Consider the following 17,788-nt stretch of genomic DNA (forward strand, 5'->3'; position numbering starts at 1 on the left):
AACTTAATTATAGTCTTATTTTTACCAAAGTTCAATTAGTTATATGTGAAATATCTTATCTGAAAAAATAACCGATCTCATTTCTGAGAATCGGTTTTCTAATGTAATTTATTATTAAGAAATCCATAATTCAAAATACATAACATAAATTATGTAAACGTCATCTACAACAACAAATCTTTGACTTTCCCAATTTCACTTTTTGGAATAACTAGGTGAATCATATCACCCAGATACATTCTGGTTGAGCCATTAACTGTTTGGCTTTTGCCATTATGGACTTGGGTGGTGATGAGGATGTTATGTGGCAAGTTGAGCTCGTGAACCTGTTTTCCAGCGATTTTATCAGATACAGGGATTTCAATGAGGGTGACTTCTCCTTCGTCTGTCGCTTCTTCTGGCAGCATTTTCTCCAACATAGCTTCGTATACCGGAGCACCCTTGAGCAGATCCATGATGATGTAGGCGACTAAAGTCACTAAGCCAAGTGGCATGAGGTTGCGAATATCTCCAACCATCTCGGTTACGAGTATCATAGCAGTTAAGGGAGCCTTGGAAATTGCTCCAAAGTAGCCACTCATTCCTAAAATGACAAATATAGGGAATTGTTGCTGACTGACAAGTCCAAGATTGACACAAATAACACCAACCAGGGCACCAAGTAAGGAACCAAGCGCCAGAATGGGAAGGAAAATTCCTCCTGGGAGACCACTTCCATAACTAATCATGCTCCAAACAAAGCGAATCAAAAAGTAAGCTAAAAGAACTTGGAAACTAAAATCTTGCTCAGTCAAAGAAAGAACGACCTGATTTCCACCACCAAGGATTTGTGGCAAGAAAATTCCGACTGGTATGATGAGGATAAAGGCTAGGATTGGATAATAAGCTCTATCCAAATGAATTTTTTGACCAAGCCAATCATAAATTCGACTAACATTGAGTACAGCTTTCTCATAGAGAAAACCAGAAAGCCCGAGAAAAACTCCCATAAGGAGGTATATCCAATACTGGTCTAGGGTCATGAGAGGGATGTTATCTGGCATATCCAGTACGGGGGTTAGGCCAAATATGAGCAGAGAAACAAAGTTTGCTACGAGACTGGCCGCTAAAGTTGAGACCCAAAAAAAGCGTGAAAAATGGTGGTAAACTTCTTCTATAACAAAGAGAAGACCTGCGATTGGTGCATTAAAGGCAGCTGCTAATCCTGCTGCAGCACCACTGGCAATCAAGGAACGTTCCTCTACTGGGCTAGATTTGAGCCACTTGGCAATGCCTTTACCACCAACTGCTCCAAGTTGAATACTTGGCCCTTCTCTACCTAGCATAAGGCCACTGGCAATAGCAAGAATCCCTAGAATATATTTTTTCCAGAGGACACTCCACCAGTTAAGAGTCATGAGTCCTTTTAATTCGGCTTCGACTTGAGGAATTCCTGAACCCTTGATATCTTTTTCCGATCGAGTCAATTTCGCACTGAGCCAGCAAACGAATACATAAAATAGACCAATGATAAAAAGATTGCGGACTAGGTGCGCTTGATCTTGATAGAATCCTTGTATCAGGTGGAAGCCCTTTTCGATTAAGAAACGAAAGGATCCGACGATGAGACCGACGACGAGACCAACAATGATTCCTCGTCCAACTTGGGATAATATGGTACTTGATGCAAAGGCAAATTCTTTCTTGGATCGAAGTATTTCTGACTGTTCCTCCATAATCATTTCCTCTTACTTATCTTTCTTAGTTGAAACCAGCGTTTTGACTGGTTCAAAACTGGTTCGGTGAATTGGGGTGACACCTAGTTTTTCCAATCCTTCTAGATGTTTAGCTGTTCCATATCCTGCATTAGCCGTGAAATCATAGCCAGGATATTGCTTATCAAATTCCTTCATCAATTCATCTCGTGTCACCTTGGCCACTATAGATGCAGCTGCGATCGAGAGGGAGTTAGCATCTCCTTTGATAATGGAGGTTTGTGAAATTGGTAACTCCAGTTTCATGGCATCTATCAAGAGGTGCTCGGGTTGGGGACTGAGCTGGGAGATTGCCTCTTTCATAGCAAGCTTAGTTGCTTCATAGATATTGACTTGGTCAATGATGTGATTGTCCATGATTCCAACGCCGATTGCCAAAGCTTGGTCTTGAACAGCTTGAAAGATTTCCAAATGTTTCTTTTTTGGGATCTTTTTGCTATCGTTGAGGCCTCTAATCTTACAATTTTTCGGCAAGATAACCGCTACAGCGACCACAGGTCCAGCCAGTGGACCACGACCAACCTCGTCAACACCTGCTATTAGGGTCAATCCTTGTTTATAAAGCTCTTTTTCATAGGAAAGCATGGATTCCAAACGAAGGTTTTCATCCAGTTCTGCCTGAATGGCTTTTTTACGCTTGCTGATTTCCTTTTGAACTCCAGAACGAGTATCTTTTTCGAATTCTAGAAAAAGAGGATTGTCTAATTTTTTAACAGTGGCAAGAAGTTCTCTGATTTCTTTAATCGTCGTCATCGATGTCGTCCAATGTATCTAAGGTGTAGTTACCGAGTTTTCCATCACGGACTTCCTTCACGAAGAGGCTGTAAAAGCGGTCGTAGTCGTCTCGGAAACCAAGGGCACGGGTCATATCCATGATGATAACAGGCGCTTCTTCTTCTATCTTCATTTGTTTGAAGCGTTCAGCTAGCTTTTCTGGATAATGTTTTTTGAAATAATTGAGACCAAAAATGGTCACTTCATCCATTGGAAGCAACTGGTCTTTAATTGCTCCAGTCAAGGCTAGTTTGAGTGCGACAGCATCATCTTCAAACTTAGGCCAGAGAATCCCAGGTGTGTCTAGGATTTCAAGATCTTTATTGGTTTTGAGCCATTGTTGCCCCTTGGTAACACCTGGTTTATTGCCGACAACTGCAATCTTTTTCCCAGCCAAACGGTTCATGAGAGTTGACTTACCGGCATTTGGAATTCCGATAATCATGGTACGCAAGGTTTCGATCTTGATACCGCGTTCTTTCTGGCGTGCTATCTTATCAGCCATGAGCTTTTTCGCTGCATCTGTCACAACTTTTACAGTAACTTGCTCTTTAGAATTGATTGCCAATGTTTGAATTCCCTGTGATTCAAAGTACTGACGCCACTCTTTGGTCATTGCTGGGTCAGCAAGGTCTGCCTTGTTCAAAATCAAGAGTTTTGGTTTGTCACCAACAATTTTATTTAACATAGGATTTTGACTAGATAGAGGTAAGCGAGCATCCACCAAAATCGTCACAAAATCAACAAATTTTAAATTCTCCTGAACCTGTCGCCGAGCCTTAGACATGTGGCCCGGAAACCATTGAATAGTAGCCATAATATTTTCTCCTTCCGACTAAAAAAACGTAATAAAACGTTTTCTTTCTCACCATCTATTCTATCATAAATTAGGTGCTTTTGCACAGGCTTTGACTAAAATAAAACCACACTATAGCACATAACTTAATTTATGTAATTAAACATTTGCTTGACTTTTTTTGCTAACAGGTATATACTTAGTGTATACTAATTCGTGGAGGTAGAGCAATGAATACAGTAAAGACTCGGAAGGTGGGGAATTCTCTCACTGTGACCATTCCTAAAAATTTGGGGATGACAGAAGGTCAAGAAATGGTTGTCTACAAGGGGGTTGATGGGGTTATTGTCTTGGCTCCTAAGCTAAAAGATCCTTTTGAGGGGATTACTGATTTGAGAATGACAAACGATTTTGAAGTGGTAAGGTCACTTGATAGCGAAATCTGAGTATATTCCTGAAAAGCAGGATATCATTTGGCTGGATTTTGATCCATCAGTCGGTCGGAAGATTCAGAAAAGGCGACCTGCCTTGGTTGTTTCTAGGAGAGAATATGCCCTGCAAACTGGTTTTGTGGCTGTCTGTCCCATCACTCATGGCCAACAAGGTTTGGCAGAAAAAGGCTTGCTCGTTCCTGTCTCGTCGGATAAGGTATATGGCGCTGTCAATCCATTTCAACTGTATACCTTTGATTTTCGGATGCGTAATGCTCAAAAAATAACAAGAATGGACACGCAGTGTTTTCAGAAAGTCGTCCAACTTTACCAGTACATCTTCGGAGATACATAAATCCTACCATGCATAGACAAGGTAGGATTTTTTCTATATGAGTAACCTATCTAAAAATGGGTGAAGACAGTTGGTCAAAATCCCTCTAATCCAAGTTGATTGCGCTGAAGATAGGTGGTGCGCTTCTAGACATTCTTTTAGAAAATCCCTCACCTGATCTGGAGCGATTTCAAATTCAAAGACTTTCATCTTGTAGAAAAAGTCGATGAGATGCTCAGATAAGTAATCATCTGAAAAGGGGACTTCTCCACTTTTTCGATACTCTAGTAAGAGTCGAGAAAATCTAGCTTTTTCATCAGGTAAATCACGAAAATAGGAATTAAGAAGCCAAGTCTGCTTCTGCTTTCGTTCAATAGGATCTTGATTTGCAATCCGCTGATCCTTTTCCAGCTCCTTTTGGTTTTGTTTAGCCTTGATAGCCCGTTCGTCTCTATTCTTACCAAAGAGGATTTTTTCCCATTTTCTTTCTTCTAGGGTTAGGGTTTCTGTAAAGCCAAAGTAATCTTGATAGGCGCGTTCAGCAGGTCCCATGGCAAGAATGAGATTGTCAGCGTATTGCTTGGCGATTTTATCTCTTTTCTTGCGTTCCTTCTCTGCTTGAATTCGTAAATGCTGCTCGTAGTCAATCTTCTCTTTGCCTAGTTTGACAAGGTAAAGTTGATCATCGGACTTACCAAGTAAAAAAGGTTTGATACACTTTTCAAGGACTTCTTCCATACGAGCCTTCTTCTTTGGCTCTGCCTTGGTCCAACTTCCGCCTTGGAAGACTTCTAGGAAGAGCTGATAGTCTCTCTCAGGTGCGAATTGATTGCCACGATTGGGCTTGAAAACACCTTTTTCCCAAAACCATTTTAGAAGTCGTTCGTCAAAGTCGCTTTTATTAACCTTGATTTTTTCCTTTTTCTGAGCCTTTTTGGTTAGATTTTCAACTTTTCTGAGTAGTTTTTCTTCCTCTTCTAGTTGCTGATCGAGCCTAATACGATGAAAATGGCGAACACAATCACTGCCAATCGGAAAGAGTCGTTGGCCTGTAACGCCGTTAAAGAGTTCGTAGGCGTATTTAATGGCATTCCCACAGACGCAATTGCTACGACCAATACCATTAAAAATCAAGGAAACTTCATTCCATTCCTTGGTAGCTTGTTCCCAAGTATCAGCTTTTGAAGCCTGTAAAACCGCATCGTGCAGGGATTTTCTAACTGGAAGTGTCATGAGGTCTCCTTTCTAATACTCAATGAAAATCAAAGAGCAAACTAGGAATCTAGCCGCAGGTTGCTCAAAACACAGTTTTGAGGTTGTGGATATAACTGACGAAGTCAGTAACCATATCTACGGCAAGGTGAAGCTGACGTGGTTTGAATTTGATTTTCGAAGAGTATAAATTATACTTTTACAACTTGAACCTCGTCTTTACCGAGTAAAATCAAGTATTTCTCAATATTTTCAATCAAATAAGCTCGTGATAAGGCCTCTCCATATAGGGCTAACTGACCACGATAGCGGTCTATGAGTTGACTTGGTTCATCGTAACGGTCTGTCTTGTAGTCGAAAAGAACGATACGATCCTTATAAAGCAGGTAGCCGTCCAAGATCCCACGAACAACAAAGTCTTCCTGACTTTTTTGGTCCCGCTTGAGCATAGAAAAAGGTTGCTCGCGGTAGAGATGGCCAGTATTAGCGAGAATTTCCTGACCAAGTGCTGTATCAAAGAATGCGAGAATTTTAGAAAGATTGATCTTGTCTCTTACAGCTGGACTAGTCTGAACTTGTTTGAGAGTTTCTGTCAAGCTAGCAAGTGTTGGTTGCTGACTAAGGTCAATTCTCTGCATGAGTTCATGAGTGGCACTACCGACCTCAGCTCCAGTTACCTTTTCTTTAGTTGAAAAATCAGGTAAATCAAAGCTGATTTGCTTCTCAGTTGATTGAGTTTGGTTAGTAATTTCTACCCCTTCCATATCCATAACGGGTTCGTAGAATTTCTTGATTTGGCTTGGGGTTTGAACGCTAGGAAGCTGAATGGCTGCACGGTGAAGAGTATTATAAACTTCCACCTCTTTCAGCATTCCCAAAGCTTCTTTGATGGTTTCTGACTGGCGATTATCTGCTTGAGATCTATCTTGGAGAGGGCTCTTGTTTTCCAATTCTCCGATAGCTTCTCTAGTCAACTGATCTTCACCAACAAAACGATAGCTAAAGTTGAGATTGTCCTTGGCAAATACTTTAGTGATAGCCCAGACCCAATCTTGAAAATTTCTTGCTTGCAGTCTGGTATTGCTATCTAATTTTCCGATATTTGCTGCTGGGTATTCCTTTGCTTCCAGCTTTTCACGAGAACCCTTACCAACAAGATAGAGCTTTTTCTCAGCTCTCGTCATTGCAACATACAGCAAACGCATCTGCTCTGAATAGCTAGCCAATTGCAGTTCTTTCTCATTCTGCGTATAAGTTAGGCTAGGAATGGAGAGTTTGATAGTTTTAGGATAGTGTGCTTCCACTGCTCCTGTTTCCACCCTGGCAATGTATTTGACACCAAGCCCATTTTGACGGCTGAGAATGACGTCTGACATCGAGTCTTGCTTGTTGAAGTCCTGATCCATGTTGAGGATAAAGACGTAAGGAAATTCCAATCCTTTGCTCTTGTGAATGGTCATGAGTTCCACGGCATCTTTAGGCGGTGCGACGGCTACGCTTGCGAGATCGTGCTGGGCTTCTAGGACTTGGTCAATCATACGTATAAAACGCGACAAACCCTTGAAATTACTCTTTTCAAACTGGTCAGCTCGCAGAGCTAGGGCGTAAAGATTGGCCTGTCTGGCTGGACCGTTTGGCAAGGCTCCAACATAGTCATAGTAAAAACGGTCATTATAAATCTTCCAAACCAAGTCATAGAGAGAGTGGGTTTTGGAATACAGGCGCCAAGAAGACAAAATATCTATGAATTGATCTAGTTTTTCAGCTAGTTCCTTGTGAATTAACTCTTTCTGGGGAGTTGCTTGTTTTTGAGCATTAACTAGTTTCTCATAGAGATTCTCTTGGACTTTATCTTCTGCCTTCTGAAGAGACAAACGTGCCAACTCGTCCTCATCAAAGCTAAACATAGGAGACTTCATAAGTGCTACCAAGGCATTGTCTTGCAGAGGATTGTGAATGACTCGCAGGGTGTCCAGCATGACTTGCACTTCTAAAGATTGGAGATAATTGTTTTGCTCACCGTCGGTTTTAACTGGAATTCCGTACTCAGACAGGGCGAGGAGAATCTGGTCATTTCGACTGCGACTGGAAGTCAAAAGGGCAATTTCCTTAAAGGCTACACCATTCTCTTGATGGAGCTTCAGGATTTCCTTGACCACTAGGCGCATTTCCCCAGTGAGTTTCGTTTCTGCTTGGCTCTCTTCTTCCTCTTGCCCACTATCGTCCTTATCGTAGAGGAGAAATTCTGCCTTGTTGTCTGGATTAGGAGTCAGTTTGGTATTGGCAAAAACAAGTTGGTGCATGCTGTCATAGTTGATTTCGCCGACCTCTTGGTCCATGAGACGTTCAAATACATGGTTGGTTGCTGACAGCACTTCTGAACTACTACGGAAATTTTCTTTAAGAAGAATCAACTTGCCTTCTTGAGGATTTTTCGTATAGCGTTGGAATTTCTCATTGAAAATCTGTGGATCTGCCTGACGGAAACGGTAGATGGACTGCTTGATATCCCCCACCATAAAGCGATTGTGACCATTCGACAACAATTCCAGCATTCGTTCTTGAATGTGGTTGGTATCCTGATACTCATCGACCATGACTTCGTGGAATCGTTCCTGATAAGCCTCGCGGACTTGTGGGAAATTCTCTAAAATCTCAATGGTGTAATGACTGATATCAGCGAATTCAAAAGCATTTTCCTGGCGTTTACGTTCACGATAAGCCTCCACAAAATCACTCATGAAGGTTTGGAAAGTTTTAGCTAGCTCCCAGGTGTCTTCATGATAACGCTCTTGGTAGTCGAGAATCGTTATCTGGTCCGCCAGTTGTCCTAGTTTAGCAAACTGAGCCTTTCTCTCATCGTTATAGGCATCAGCCAGTGGCTTCAATTCAGCCTTACGACTGGAATTGGCTAGAGCACGACCATTTTTCTCCTTAGAGATGGCGACAACACGCGCAAGCACTGCTTGATAAGCTTGGCTATCGGACTCTTGATTTAAGGAGCCAATTTCATCCAGAACCTGTTGCACAGCTTCTAAATAGGCAGCTTTTGGAAACTCCTTGGTATTATTATCCAGATGATAACGGAAAAAGCTTTCCAAATCCCAAAGCGCCTGCTTGATTTGCTCAGTTAGTTTTTCTTTTTCACTAGCAAAATCAGCTTCTTCAAATCCCTTGAGAAAAGATTGACTCAGCCATTTTTGCGGATTACTGGTGGATTGGAGGAAGTCATAAATTTTGTAGACTTGCTGGCGCAAACCTCGTTCATCCTTGCCACGCCCAGCAAAGTTCTTGACCAAACGACTAAATTTCTCTTTATTTTCACCTTGGTAATGGTCTACAAAAGCCTGATGAAAAACTTCATTTTTGAGGATTAACTGCTCACTTTCATTCTGTAAAATACGGAAATTTGGCGCAATATCAATCAGATAGCCATGTTTACCGAGGAATTTTTGTGTGAAGGAGTCCATAGTTCCGATGGCCGCGTTTGGTAGATCAGCCAACTGTCGTCCCAAGTGTTGTTTGAGATCAACATCATCGGTTTCTTGGATTTGCTGGCTGATTTTTTTCTCCAAGCGTTCCTTGAGTTCGGTAGCAGCCTTGACAGTAAAGGTTGAGATAAAGAGTTGACTGATTTCTACACCACGTGCTAATTTGTCCAGAATACGCTCTGCCATAACAAAGGTCTTTCCAGAACCAGCCGATGCTGAGACTAGGATATTCTGCCCAGCAGTATAAATCGCTTGGATTTGCTCGGCTGTTTTCTTCTGTTCCTTGCTCGAATTTGCTTCTGCTTCTTTCAATTTTTGAATCTCTTCCTCAGTTAAAAAGGAAATGGGCATCATCGATTCAACTCCTCTCTCATTTTTTCAAACCAAGCTTGCTTGAGCTTTTCTCCGACCAGACGCTTGCCATCAGCCTGTTCTAACTTCTCAAGGAAACGGGCTTGTCCCAAGTGATAATTGGCTTCAAATCCAGTGATGGCTTGGTGTTGCTGGACGTATGGGGCAATACTTCTGCCGTTCTCTGTGTAGGGATTGATAGCGAACTGGCCTTGTAAAATCTTCTCAGCTGCTTTCTTGTAAAGATGGGAATTATAGTCTAGTAAGAGCTGGAACTCCTCATCTGTCAGCTGATTGGCCTTGTTTTTGTTGTAAAATTCTCCCAAATGACTACTTTCTTTTTCTAAAAAGAGCCCCTGGTATTTCATTGACTTGCTGGCTTCTGCTACTGCTCCAGCCAAACTCTTAACGGTCAACAGAGATTGGACAGGCTCTGCCATTTCTAGGTACATAGCGCCGAAAAAGTTCTGTTCCCCTTCTTTTTTTAGGGCAGCAAGATAGGTTGGCAACTGGGAATTTAAACCATTAAAGAAATGAGGAAACTGGAACTGGGTCAAACTAGACTTGTAGTCCACTACTCCTAGCGCTCCATCAGCTTTCAGGCGGTCAATACGGTCAACCTTGCCTCGTACATGGACACTCCGACCATTATCCAATTGAATAAAGGCCTGGTCCTTGCCACCAAATGTTGCCTCCTCTTGGATGGTTTCAATGGCTGGATTATGGCGGAGAATATGGCCAGTTGTCCGCGCAACATCAAGCAGAACTTCCTTGGTAAACTGGGCTTCCAAACTTTCTTGATAAATAGCTTCAAATTCGCGTTCTTGGCTGGTTTCCTTGATGGCTTGTTCCAAACGCTGGTCAAACGGATTTTCATCAGGCAGTTTCAAGGCACGTTCAAAAATACGGTGCAAGAAATTCCCATGACTGCGAGCATCCGGACGAAGGCGCAATTCTTCCTGCAAACCTAAGACATAACGGAGGAAATAACTATATTCATTGCGGTAAAACTCCGTCAAACCAGAGGTAGATAGGTAAAACTCTTTGTTAGCTGGAAAAAGAGCCTGCAAGGTCTCTTTTTCTAATGGCTTGCTGCTTGGGCTAGTTGGGAGTGCAGGATTGGTAAGACCTTTCTGATCAAGTTTTTTCCCCATCACACGTGCTAGAACCTTGACAAAGGTCACATCTTGCTCATTTTCACTAGAACCTGCCTGCTGATGATAGGCAACAAGGCTAGACAAGAGACTGTGATATGAACCCATATCTTCCTTAGACAGCCCTTTGTGATTCATCCTCTTCTCTTTCCGACTAAATCCAAAATGGATCAGCTCTTGAAGATAGGCAGATTCTTTACTTTCACTTTCGTTAAAAAGACTTGGAGCCGACAAGACCAACTGCTTACGGGCAGCATTGACCAAGGAAAGCATAGTGTAGCGATTTTTCTTGAGGTTTTCACTGCTTGCAATCAGTAATTGCGCTCCCTCTTCAGTCTCTTGGTTTAGATTTTGTCTTTCTTCGTCTGTCAAAAGACTGGTGTTTTGTGCGATTTTTGGTAAATGATCTTGAGTCAGCCCAATGGCGTAGATAAAGTCAGTTGTCAGAGGGGCAATCAGATCGTAACTCTGCACCAGAACGGTGTCCACTGTTGCTGGAATTGTGCGATACTGGGACAAACTCATTCCAGAATGGAGCAAGGATAGGAAATTCTCTAGACTAACTTGTGAACCAGCAAAAACTGTCGCAAATTGTTCTAAAACATGGCAGAAGGCTTTCCAAACTCCAGCTTGTCTTTCCTGTTCTAGAGTTTCCATAGTAGCTGTCAATTCTTGTATCTGTTTGCTTAAAGCAGCATTTTTTAGAAAAGTATTCCACTTTTGCAAGAGATTTTCAGTCTTTTGCTTCCGACTGGCAAATAAGGTTTCAAGTGGCGCCAAAACTCGCAGACGAATAGCATTCAAGCGTTTCAAATCAAATTTTCCGTGGTGAGATTTGGTGAAGGTCTGCTGAAAAGCTGGCAAGCCATTGATGCCAAGATAGCGGAGATATTGCTCAAAAGCATCAATATCAGCCTGACTAAGGTCGGTATATAGACCAGTTCTGAGGAGATTAATCAAATCCTCCTGACGGAAACGGTAACGTTTCAAACGCAAAATAGATTCGACATACTGAGTCAAAGGGTGGTGAGCCATGGATTCACTTCTACCAAGATAAAAAGGAATCTGATACTGGTCAAAAATAGTTTTCAGCGATAACTGGTAAGAAGCCACATCACCCAAGAGAATACGAAAATTCTTGTAACTCAGTTCTGGGTGGTCATGTAATTTCTGACGAATAGCACGAGCCACCAACTCCAACTCCTCTTTTTGCGTCAAGCAGGACCAGATTTGCAGATTTTCACGGTCCTTCTCATCTACATCTAAAGTAAGTTCTGAAAAATCATAAGAAGACTCCAGCAAACGAGAGGCCTTGTCAAAACTATCCATCTTTTCATGAGATTGAGAAAGGTCTTGCGCAGGTGTTTGGTATTTTGCCCCCAAATGATGAAGAAATTCCACACTGGCTTGGTAGAGATTCCCTTCAGTGAACGGACTGGTATAGGCCTTCTTGCTTGCATAAGCACCAATGACAATCTCGACACCTTTTCGATGGAGTAGATCTACTACACGCTCTTCCTCGGCAGAAAAACGGGTAAAGCTATCAATAACCAAGGCAATCTGACTGAAATCACTACTTACCTTGCCATTTTCAATAGCCTCAATCAAATGGGACAACTGACTCCCCTGAGCCAACTGGTTTTGATTAAGATAGGCAGTCACTTTCTCAAAAATCAAGAGTAAGTCTGCTCGCTTATCTTCATCTGTTAAACTTTCCAAGTCCAAAAAGTTCATCTGAGCGGTCGTCATCTCATGATAAAGTTCAACCAACTGCTGGATAAATTGAGGATCCTGCTTAATCGCACCATAAACTCGCAATTCTTTAGGATCGAGTTCCGCAAGGCACTTATAAAAAGCCATCCCAAGACCGATGTCATCTAGACTCGTCTTAGTTGGCAAATCATTCAAGACCAGGTAACGAGCCATTTGTGCAAAGCGCGTGACGGTAATAGCAAAAGAAGCCTGCTGGGACAAGCATTCCAGCACGGCGCGTTCCTTTTCAAATGAAAGAGAGTTGGGGGCGATGTAGAAGACACGCTTGCCCACAGCAACTAGCTCTTCTGCCTCTCTAGTCAGGATTTCTGTCAAAGAAGTCCGAATATCAGTATAAAGTAATTTCATCTCAGCCTCGTTTGGTTTATCAAAGTTTCTTACTCTATTATAGCAAAGTTCGCTTCACAGTCCAAATCCAAAATTCTAGTTGACAATCATTTAATTAGCAAAATCAATCATACCTCATCATCCACTTTCATATGCTGAAAGATATAGAGGAAAAAGTCTTTGGAAACTTCAAAATGTCCATAACGAAGTCGAGAAGTATAGTCTCTCCATTCAGGATGCTGTCTGGCTATTTCTATGGAGCAATCTTTGACTGGTTGATAATACTCGACATTTCGTCTAAAGGGAAAGAATCCTTCAAACTGCTCTACTTGATAGGCTTTGTCATCTGTAATTTTACCCACGGCCACAAAAGCCTGTAACTTATCTTGACCATTCATATCGTACTTTGGACTATAGTATAAAAGATAGTCACCTTTTTTCATACGATTTAAGGGGCCGCCCTTTCCATGACAGACCTGACAAAAATTTCCCTCAACTCCTCTTAAAACATGGTTCTTCGAAACAACTCCGACCCAATATCTAGGCATTTTTATCCTCCAACTCTACTAACATGCGATTAAAAACTTCTCTATCGTTAGATAGTTTTTCAAAAAATTCTTCATCAACACCTTCTACTAAAGGTAAAGCTTGATTGACCTTCTCCGCGCCAGACTTCGTCACTGAGACCAGTTTTGCCCGACTATCCTTTGGATGTTGATCACGTTTAATGTAGTCCTTATTTTCCAGTAGCCTAACAATCTGGGAAAGCGTCATGACATCCATACCGGTGAACCGAGCAATATCAACTTGCGTTACATATTCCTCTCTATTGCTCAGAAACAAGAGCGAGGTTAAAACGATAAATTGGGGCAAAGTGAGGCCAACCGATTTCAAGACTCTTTTCAAATTGCTTTCCCACTTGTTGTAGACTTTGATGAAAAGAAGACCTGTAGACTCTGTTTCATCATTCTTGTAAATTGAATTAAAGTGATACTTTGACATTTTTTCTCCTTAAATATTAAGTATACATATTATATAAGAATTTATTTTGTTTTTCAAGAAAAGGAAAGTCAAATGTTACAATTCTATCAGACATTTTATAGTCTATATGCTATAATAAAAGCAAAACACCTAGAAAAGGAAGTCTTATGATTAAACTACTTGCCTTGGATATGGACGGAACCCTCCTCAATGAAGCCAAGGAAATCCCGCAAGCCCACATCACTGCCATTCACCAAGTCATTGAAAAAGGTGTCAAACTGGTTCTCTGTACAGGTCGCCCGCTTTTCGGTGTCCTTCCCTACTATAAAAAACTAGGACTGGACCTCCAGAATGAGTACGTCATTGTCAATAATGGTTGTTCAACCCACCAGACCAGTGACTGGGGTCTAGTTGACTGGCAAGAACTCAGTCCAGCTGACATTGAATACCTCTATGACTTAGCAGAAAAAAGCGACGTCCAGTTAACTCTTTTTGATGAGAAACATTATTTTGTCCTCGGTGGCAAGCCAAATGAAATTGTTCAAAATGATGCCAAGCTAGTCTTTTCAGACCTGACTGAAATCTCCCTTGAGGAAGCCACCAGTGGTAAGTACCGTATGTTTCAGGGTATGTTTTTAGGCACCAAAGAGCAAACAGACGATTTTGAACAACGGTTCGCTGAGGAACTCTGCCAACGATTCAGTGGAGTTCGTTCGCAGCCTGTCATTTATGAAGCCATGCCTCTTGGGACTACTAAGGCTACTGCTCTTTCTCGACTAGCTGCGATTTTGAAGATTGAGCCCTCAGAGATTATGGCCATGGGCGATGCCAATAACGATATCGAAATGCTTCAGTTTGCAGGACTTGGCATTGCTATGGGAAATGCCAGCGACCATGTCAAATCCCTTGCTAATGACGTCACAGCCAGCAATGAAGAAGAAGGCGTTGCGCGTGCGATTGAGAAGTATATTTTATAGTAAAAAAGCCCAGTCATGTCAACTGGGTTTTGTTTCTTTTAAGAATTACAAAACTTTAGAAACTCTTTAGAATTACTTGATGTTTCTTTGATTTCTATACCTTATACTAAAGTTAGTAAAACAAATCAAAAGGAGAAAATCATGAAAACAGTACTCGAAATTCATGGACTGACCAAACAATTCGGACAACAAGCTATTCTTCAAGATCTTAGTCTAACCATAAAAGAGGGAGATATTTATGGTCTAATTGGAAAAAATGGAGCAGGTAAAACTACTCTTATTAAAATCATTACGCAATTATTGTTTGCGGACAAAGGTACAGTTTCCCTCTTTTCTAGCCAAGAAGAAAATGAGTGGACAAAGGCTTTATCTCGAGTGGGTTCTGTTATTGAATCACCTGTAGCTCATAATCACTTAACGGCTTATCAAAATCTGAAATATTATTGTATGATACGTCATATTCCAAATGCTGATAAAGTCATTCAAGAAACACTGGATTATGTAGGTTTGTCTGATACAGGTAAGAAAGTCTTTCGTGATTTCTCGCTAGGAATGAAACAAAGACTTGGAATTGCCATTGCTCTCCTATCTAAACCCGACTTCCTGATTTTAGATGAACCTATCAACGGTCTCGACCCAATAGGAATCAAAGAATTTCGTCTGATGATTCAACGGCTCAATCAAGAAAAAGGCATAACCATTCTCGTCTCTAGCCATATCTTATCGGAACTCTATCTCCTAGCTAATCGCTTTGGTATCTTAGATCAAGGTAAGATTATCCGTGAAATCAGCAAAGCTGAGTTTGAAACACTAAGTGAGGATTATATTGTGCTTAGAACATGCGATAAAGAAAGAGCTTGTCAAGTATTAAAAGAACAAATCCAACTCCAGTTCAAGGTTGTCAATCCTGAAAACGAAATCCACATCTTTGGTCAGGAACAAGATGTCAAGCAGATTCTTAAGGAATTAACCTTGGCAGATGTTGCCATTGACGAGATTTACTATGCCCGTCAAAATCTAGAAGAATACTTCACACAATTGGTAGAATAGGAGAAAAATCATGATACATACCATTCAAGCAGACTTTTACCGTCTTTTCCGCTCCAAAGGTTTTTGGATTACAGAGTTCATTCTCTTTGTAATCATGTTAATGGGGGCTATTTTTGGGGCTACTGGTCATCTGATGGCATTCCAGACAGAAAAACCAGAAATTCCAACCCAAGGTTGGAACGGTGTGCAAGCACTTATTAACGCATCTAGTCAAGCTTCAAACCTCGTTTTTCTCTGCATCATCCTAGTCTGCCTCGTTCTTGGAGTTGACTTAATCGGTAAACTCTATAAAAATAATTTAACAGTGGGTGTTTCTCGTACCGAGTTTTTCCTTGCCAAAGCCTTTGTATTGACTTGTATTGCACTTTTTCAAGTCATCATCTGTCTTGTGATTGCTTTTATTCCAGCAACTATCTTAAATGGATTTGGAACCATGCCTGATGGTTTTATTGGAAATCTGTTGATAACCATTTTCCTTCAATTTCTTTGCCTCCTTGCTTGGCTTTCCATTGTTTCCTTTATTCTCTATGTTAGTCATTCTTATGTTGCGGTATTTATTGGTTATTTTGTCAGCTCTATCTTACTTTCTATGCCAATGCTCATTTTTCCAAATATCAAAATTTTACCATATTTATCATTGCAATTTGTCTATGCTATGACTGCTAATAGTGAGTCCATTTTCTACACACTTATAGTTAGCTTAGCTGTTATTGTAATCTTTAATATAGGTGGACTGACAGTTTTCAAAAAGAAAAGTCTATAAAAAATGACCTCCTCTAGCCTACAGAGGAGGTTTATTCGTTAAAAGTAAATGAAAACCGACAACCACTGTCCATCTGTGCTTAGTTTCATCTCTGCACCGAGAAGATGGCATAATTCCTCAGTGATATAAAGACCTAAACCAGAGGATTCTTCTGTGTCTGATAGATTTTCAGAATAAAAACGATTGCTGAGATTGTCTATATTCTTGATAGGTTTTTTGACAAGATTATCGATTTCCAAAACAAGCCCATTTTCTTCCTTTTTCAAAGAAAGTCGAGCCTTCTCCTTGCCGTGCTTGAGAACATTTCCAAGGAGGTTTTGAATAATTCGATCAAGCAAGTCCCGGTCAGTCGTCGTTCTTAATCCTGGTTCAACGTTAAAGTCAAGATCAATATGTGAAGATTGGAAAACGTCGTAATAGGGCAAAGTCTTCTTCGTTATAAAGGTTGATAAATCAAGCTCTTCCAGTTTCGGTTTGACTGCTCCTTCCATCAAATGACGATATTCGAGGAGAGCCTCCAAACGTTTGGAAACCAAATCAAGGTGATGGGCTATTTTGTTTAAAGTTTCTGGATTAGGTTCAGGATTTTTTATTAGTTGCTGAGTATATCCTGAAGCGATTGTTAAAGGTGTCCGAATATCATGAGCGATGTTACTGATTGCCATATCTAGGGTACGTTTTTCATGCTTCATGATTAGCTGATTCTGTTCCACTTCTTGAAATAGATTCTCAATTTGGTTATGTAGACGCAAAATGGTCTTTGAAAAGAAGTTTACCCCGATTCTTTTCATGCTACCCGAGCGAATCTTTTCTTCGATTTGTCTGCTTAAATCTCTAACTGTTAGATGATAGCGAATCAAAGAAACTGATAAAATGATGTTAATGAGGAGCAATATTGATAATAAAATATAAATCATTGCTTGTCTCCTTTTAATCGTACACCAACTCCCCAAATGGTTTCGATGTATTCGTCATTTGGATCCAGTTGATGCAGTTTTTTACGGAGATTGCTTAGGTGGGTGTTGAGCGTATTATCTCCAGACAGGTAACTTTCTTCCCAAATCAATTCATAGAGTTCTTCCTTGGTGAAGATCTTTTTAGGATGATGGAGCAAGATTTGGAGAATTTGACACTCTTTCTTTGCAAGGCGAATAGTTTCAGTTGCGCTACTTATTTCAAAACTATCCGCATCAAACTGGATATTTTTTAAGTTTTGTAGGAGGTTTTCAGTTTTTCTCTGATTTTCTGACTGATGTTCACCGCTTTGGCGTAACTGCACAGTGACTCTGGCAAAGACTTCGTTCAAATCAAAAGGTTTTACTATATAATCATTGGCACCGTCTAAGAGATATTGGCTGATAAGCTTTTTATCACTTAAAGCAGTAAGCATGATAACTGGAGTCTGACTAGTTTGTCGAATGACTTGCAAGACTTGGTCACCATTTTTCCCTGGAAGCATGATATCTAGCAGAACGAGATCAATCCCACCTTTATCAAATTGCATGATACCTTCCGTACCAGAAAAGGCTTGAATCACCTCGTGCTCCTCAGTGAGAAGTGTTCGCAAAATTTCTTGGATTTCATTATTATCTTCAATAATCAATATCTTAGCCATAAACA

15 protein-coding genes are annotated in these 17,788 nt (G+C 40.9%); 5 read left to right on the forward strand and 10 right to left on the reverse strand.

Annotated elements, in window-relative coordinates:
- Positions 1-164: 164 nt before the first annotated feature.
- The 3 genes from FQT28_RS04855 to ylqF are packed head-to-tail and all read right to left on the reverse strand — an operon-like array spanning position 165 to position 3,345.
- Positions 165-1,715, reverse strand: coding sequence for a ClC family H(+)/Cl(-) exchange transporter (locus FQT28_RS04855; RefSeq protein ID WP_143989582.1), 1,551 nt, complete (start codon positions 1,713-1,715; stop codon positions 165-167).
- Between the two features lie 12 nt (positions 1,716-1,727).
- On the reverse strand, positions 1,728-2,507 hold the full coding sequence (locus tag FQT28_RS04860) for a ribonuclease HII (RefSeq protein WP_143989583.1): 780 nt from the start codon (positions 2,505-2,507) through the stop codon (positions 1,728-1,730).
- The gene (gene ylqF, locus FQT28_RS04865) at positions 2,494-3,345 is read right to left on the reverse strand and encodes a ribosome biogenesis GTPase YlqF (protein WP_143989584.1); all 852 of its coding nucleotides are present in this window, start codon (positions 3,343-3,345) and stop codon (positions 2,494-2,496) included. The genes FQT28_RS04860 and ylqF overlap by 14 nt, the downstream gene beginning before the upstream one ends.
- A 209-nt stretch (positions 3,346-3,554) precedes the next feature.
- Between ylqF and mazE the strand changes: the two genes are divergently transcribed.
- The gene (gene mazE / locus FQT28_RS04870; RefSeq protein ID WP_143989585.1) at positions 3,555-3,770 is read left to right on the forward strand and encodes a type II toxin-antitoxin system PemI/MazE family antitoxin; all 216 of its coding nucleotides are present in this window, start codon (positions 3,555-3,557) and stop codon (positions 3,768-3,770) included.
- Positions 3,754-4,110 carry a type II toxin-antitoxin system PemK/MazF family toxin gene (locus FQT28_RS04875; protein ID WP_143989586.1) on the forward strand — a complete coding sequence of 119 codons (357 nt, stop codon included), beginning with the start codon at positions 3,754-3,756 and terminating at the stop codon, positions 4,108-4,110. Before mazE ends, FQT28_RS04875 begins: the two co-directional genes overlap by 17 nt.
- A 33-nt stretch (positions 4,111-4,143) precedes the next feature.
- Here FQT28_RS04875 and FQT28_RS04880 read toward each other — a convergent pair whose 3' ends face one another.
- The 5 genes from FQT28_RS04880 to FQT28_RS04900 all read right to left on the reverse strand — a co-directional run bounded on the left by FQT28_RS04880 (position 4,144) and on the right by FQT28_RS04900 (position 13,399).
- Positions 4,144-5,322 carry a hypothetical protein gene (locus tag FQT28_RS04880; protein WP_143989587.1) on the reverse strand — a complete coding sequence of 393 codons (1,179 nt, stop codon included), beginning with the start codon at positions 5,320-5,322 and terminating at the stop codon, positions 4,144-4,146.
- A 170-nt stretch (positions 5,323-5,492) separates the two neighbouring features.
- Complete coding sequence (addA, locus tag FQT28_RS04885; RefSeq protein ID WP_143989588.1) at positions 5,493-9,146, reverse strand: helicase-exonuclease AddAB subunit AddA; 3,654 nt, start codon at positions 9,144-9,146, stop codon at positions 5,493-5,495.
- Positions 9,143-12,418, reverse strand: a complete 3,276-nt coding sequence (gene rexB / locus FQT28_RS04890) for an ATP-dependent nuclease subunit B (protein WP_143989589.1) — start codon at positions 12,416-12,418, stop codon at positions 9,143-9,145. The genes addA and rexB overlap by 4 nt, the downstream gene beginning before the upstream one ends.
- A gap of 107 nt (positions 12,419-12,525) precedes the next feature.
- A complete protein-coding gene (locus FQT28_RS04895) occupies positions 12,526-12,945 on the reverse strand; it encodes an EVE domain-containing protein (RefSeq protein ID WP_143989590.1) in 420 nt (139 codons plus the stop codon).
- Entirely contained in the window at positions 12,938-13,399 is a 462-nt protein-coding gene (locus FQT28_RS04900; RefSeq protein ID WP_143989591.1) for a MarR family winged helix-turn-helix transcriptional regulator, read from the reverse strand. Before FQT28_RS04900 ends, FQT28_RS04895 begins: the two co-directional genes overlap by 8 nt.
- A 146-nt stretch (positions 13,400-13,545) precedes the next feature.
- Between FQT28_RS04900 and FQT28_RS04905 the strand changes: the two genes are divergently transcribed.
- From FQT28_RS04905 to FQT28_RS04915, 3 genes are all read left to right on the forward strand, one after another.
- Positions 13,546-14,355, forward strand: coding sequence for a Cof-type HAD-IIB family hydrolase (locus FQT28_RS04905; RefSeq protein WP_143989592.1), 810 nt, complete (start codon positions 13,546-13,548; stop codon positions 14,353-14,355).
- A 141-nt stretch (positions 14,356-14,496) separates the two neighbouring features.
- Positions 14,497-15,405 (forward strand): ATP-binding cassette domain-containing protein, encoded by a 909-nt coding sequence (locus FQT28_RS04910; RefSeq protein ID WP_143989593.1) that lies wholly within the window; start codon positions 14,497-14,499, stop codon positions 15,403-15,405.
- Between the two features lie 10 nt (positions 15,406-15,415).
- On the forward strand, positions 15,416-16,168 hold the full coding sequence (locus FQT28_RS04915) for an ABC transporter permease (protein WP_143989594.1): 753 nt from the start codon (positions 15,416-15,418) through the stop codon (positions 16,166-16,168).
- A gap of 38 nt (positions 16,169-16,206) precedes the next feature.
- Here the strand turns inward: FQT28_RS04915 and FQT28_RS04920 are convergent, their stop codons facing one another.
- Both FQT28_RS04920 and FQT28_RS04925 read right to left on the reverse strand, forming a co-directional pair.
- Positions 16,207-17,085 (reverse strand): sensor histidine kinase, encoded by an 879-nt coding sequence (locus FQT28_RS04920; RefSeq protein ID WP_143989595.1) that lies wholly within the window; start codon positions 17,083-17,085, stop codon positions 16,207-16,209.
- The gene (locus FQT28_RS04925) at positions 17,082-17,783 is read right to left on the reverse strand and encodes a response regulator transcription factor (protein ID WP_143989596.1); all 702 of its coding nucleotides are present in this window, start codon (positions 17,781-17,783) and stop codon (positions 17,082-17,084) included. Before FQT28_RS04925 ends, FQT28_RS04920 begins: the two co-directional genes overlap by 4 nt.
- Between the last annotated feature and the right edge of the window lie 5 nt (positions 17,784-17,788).

Source organism: Streptococcus oralis (assembly GCF_901543815.1).
Classification (GTDB): Bacteria; Bacillota; Bacilli; order Lactobacillales; family Streptococcaceae; genus Streptococcus; species Streptococcus oralis_CM.

What these genes read in the sequence shown, in the direction of transcription:
- FQT28_RS04855 (WP_143989582.1), bottom strand. Translation starts at nt 1,715, where the DNA reads ATGGAGGAACAGTCAGAAATACTTCGATCCAAGAAAGAATTTGCCTTT.
- FQT28_RS04860 (WP_143989583.1), bottom strand. Translation starts at nt 2,507, where the DNA reads ATGACGACGATTAAAGAAATCAGAGAACTTCTTGCCACTGTTAAAAAA.
- ylqF (WP_143989584.1), bottom strand. Translation starts at nt 3,345, where the DNA reads ATGGCTACTATTCAATGGTTTCCGGGCCACATGTCTAAGGCTCGGCGA.
- mazE (WP_143989585.1), top strand. Translation starts at nt 3,555, where the DNA reads ATGAATACAGTAAAGACTCGGAAGGTGGGGAATTCTCTCACTGTGACC.
- FQT28_RS04880 (WP_143989587.1), bottom strand. Translation starts at nt 5,322, where the DNA reads ATGACACTTCCAGTTAGAAAATCCCTGCACGATGCGGTTTTACAGGCT.
- addA (WP_143989588.1), bottom strand. Translation starts at nt 9,146, where the DNA reads ATGATGCCCATTTCCTTTTTAACTGAGGAAGAGATTCAAAAATTGAAA.
- rexB (WP_143989589.1), bottom strand. Translation starts at nt 12,418, where the DNA reads ATGAAATTACTTTATACTGATATTCGGACTTCTTTGACAGAAATCCTG.
- FQT28_RS04895 (WP_143989590.1), bottom strand. Translation starts at nt 12,945, where the DNA reads ATGCCTAGATATTGGGTCGGAGTTGTTTCGAAGAACCATGTTTTAAGA.
- FQT28_RS04900 (WP_143989591.1), bottom strand. Translation starts at nt 13,399, where the DNA reads ATGTCAAAGTATCACTTTAATTCAATTTACAAGAATGATGAAACAGAG.
- FQT28_RS04905 (WP_143989592.1), top strand. Translation starts at nt 13,546, where the DNA reads ATGATTAAACTACTTGCCTTGGATATGGACGGAACCCTCCTCAATGAA.
- FQT28_RS04910 (WP_143989593.1), top strand. Translation starts at nt 14,497, where the DNA reads ATGAAAACAGTACTCGAAATTCATGGACTGACCAAACAATTCGGACAA.
- FQT28_RS04915 (WP_143989594.1), top strand. Translation starts at nt 15,416, where the DNA reads ATGATACATACCATTCAAGCAGACTTTTACCGTCTTTTCCGCTCCAAA.
- FQT28_RS04920 (WP_143989595.1), bottom strand. Translation starts at nt 17,085, where the DNA reads ATGATTTATATTTTATTATCAATATTGCTCCTCATTAACATCATTTTA.
- FQT28_RS04925 (WP_143989596.1), bottom strand. Translation starts at nt 17,783, where the DNA reads ATGGCTAAGATATTGATTATTGAAGATAATAATGAAATCCAAGAAATT.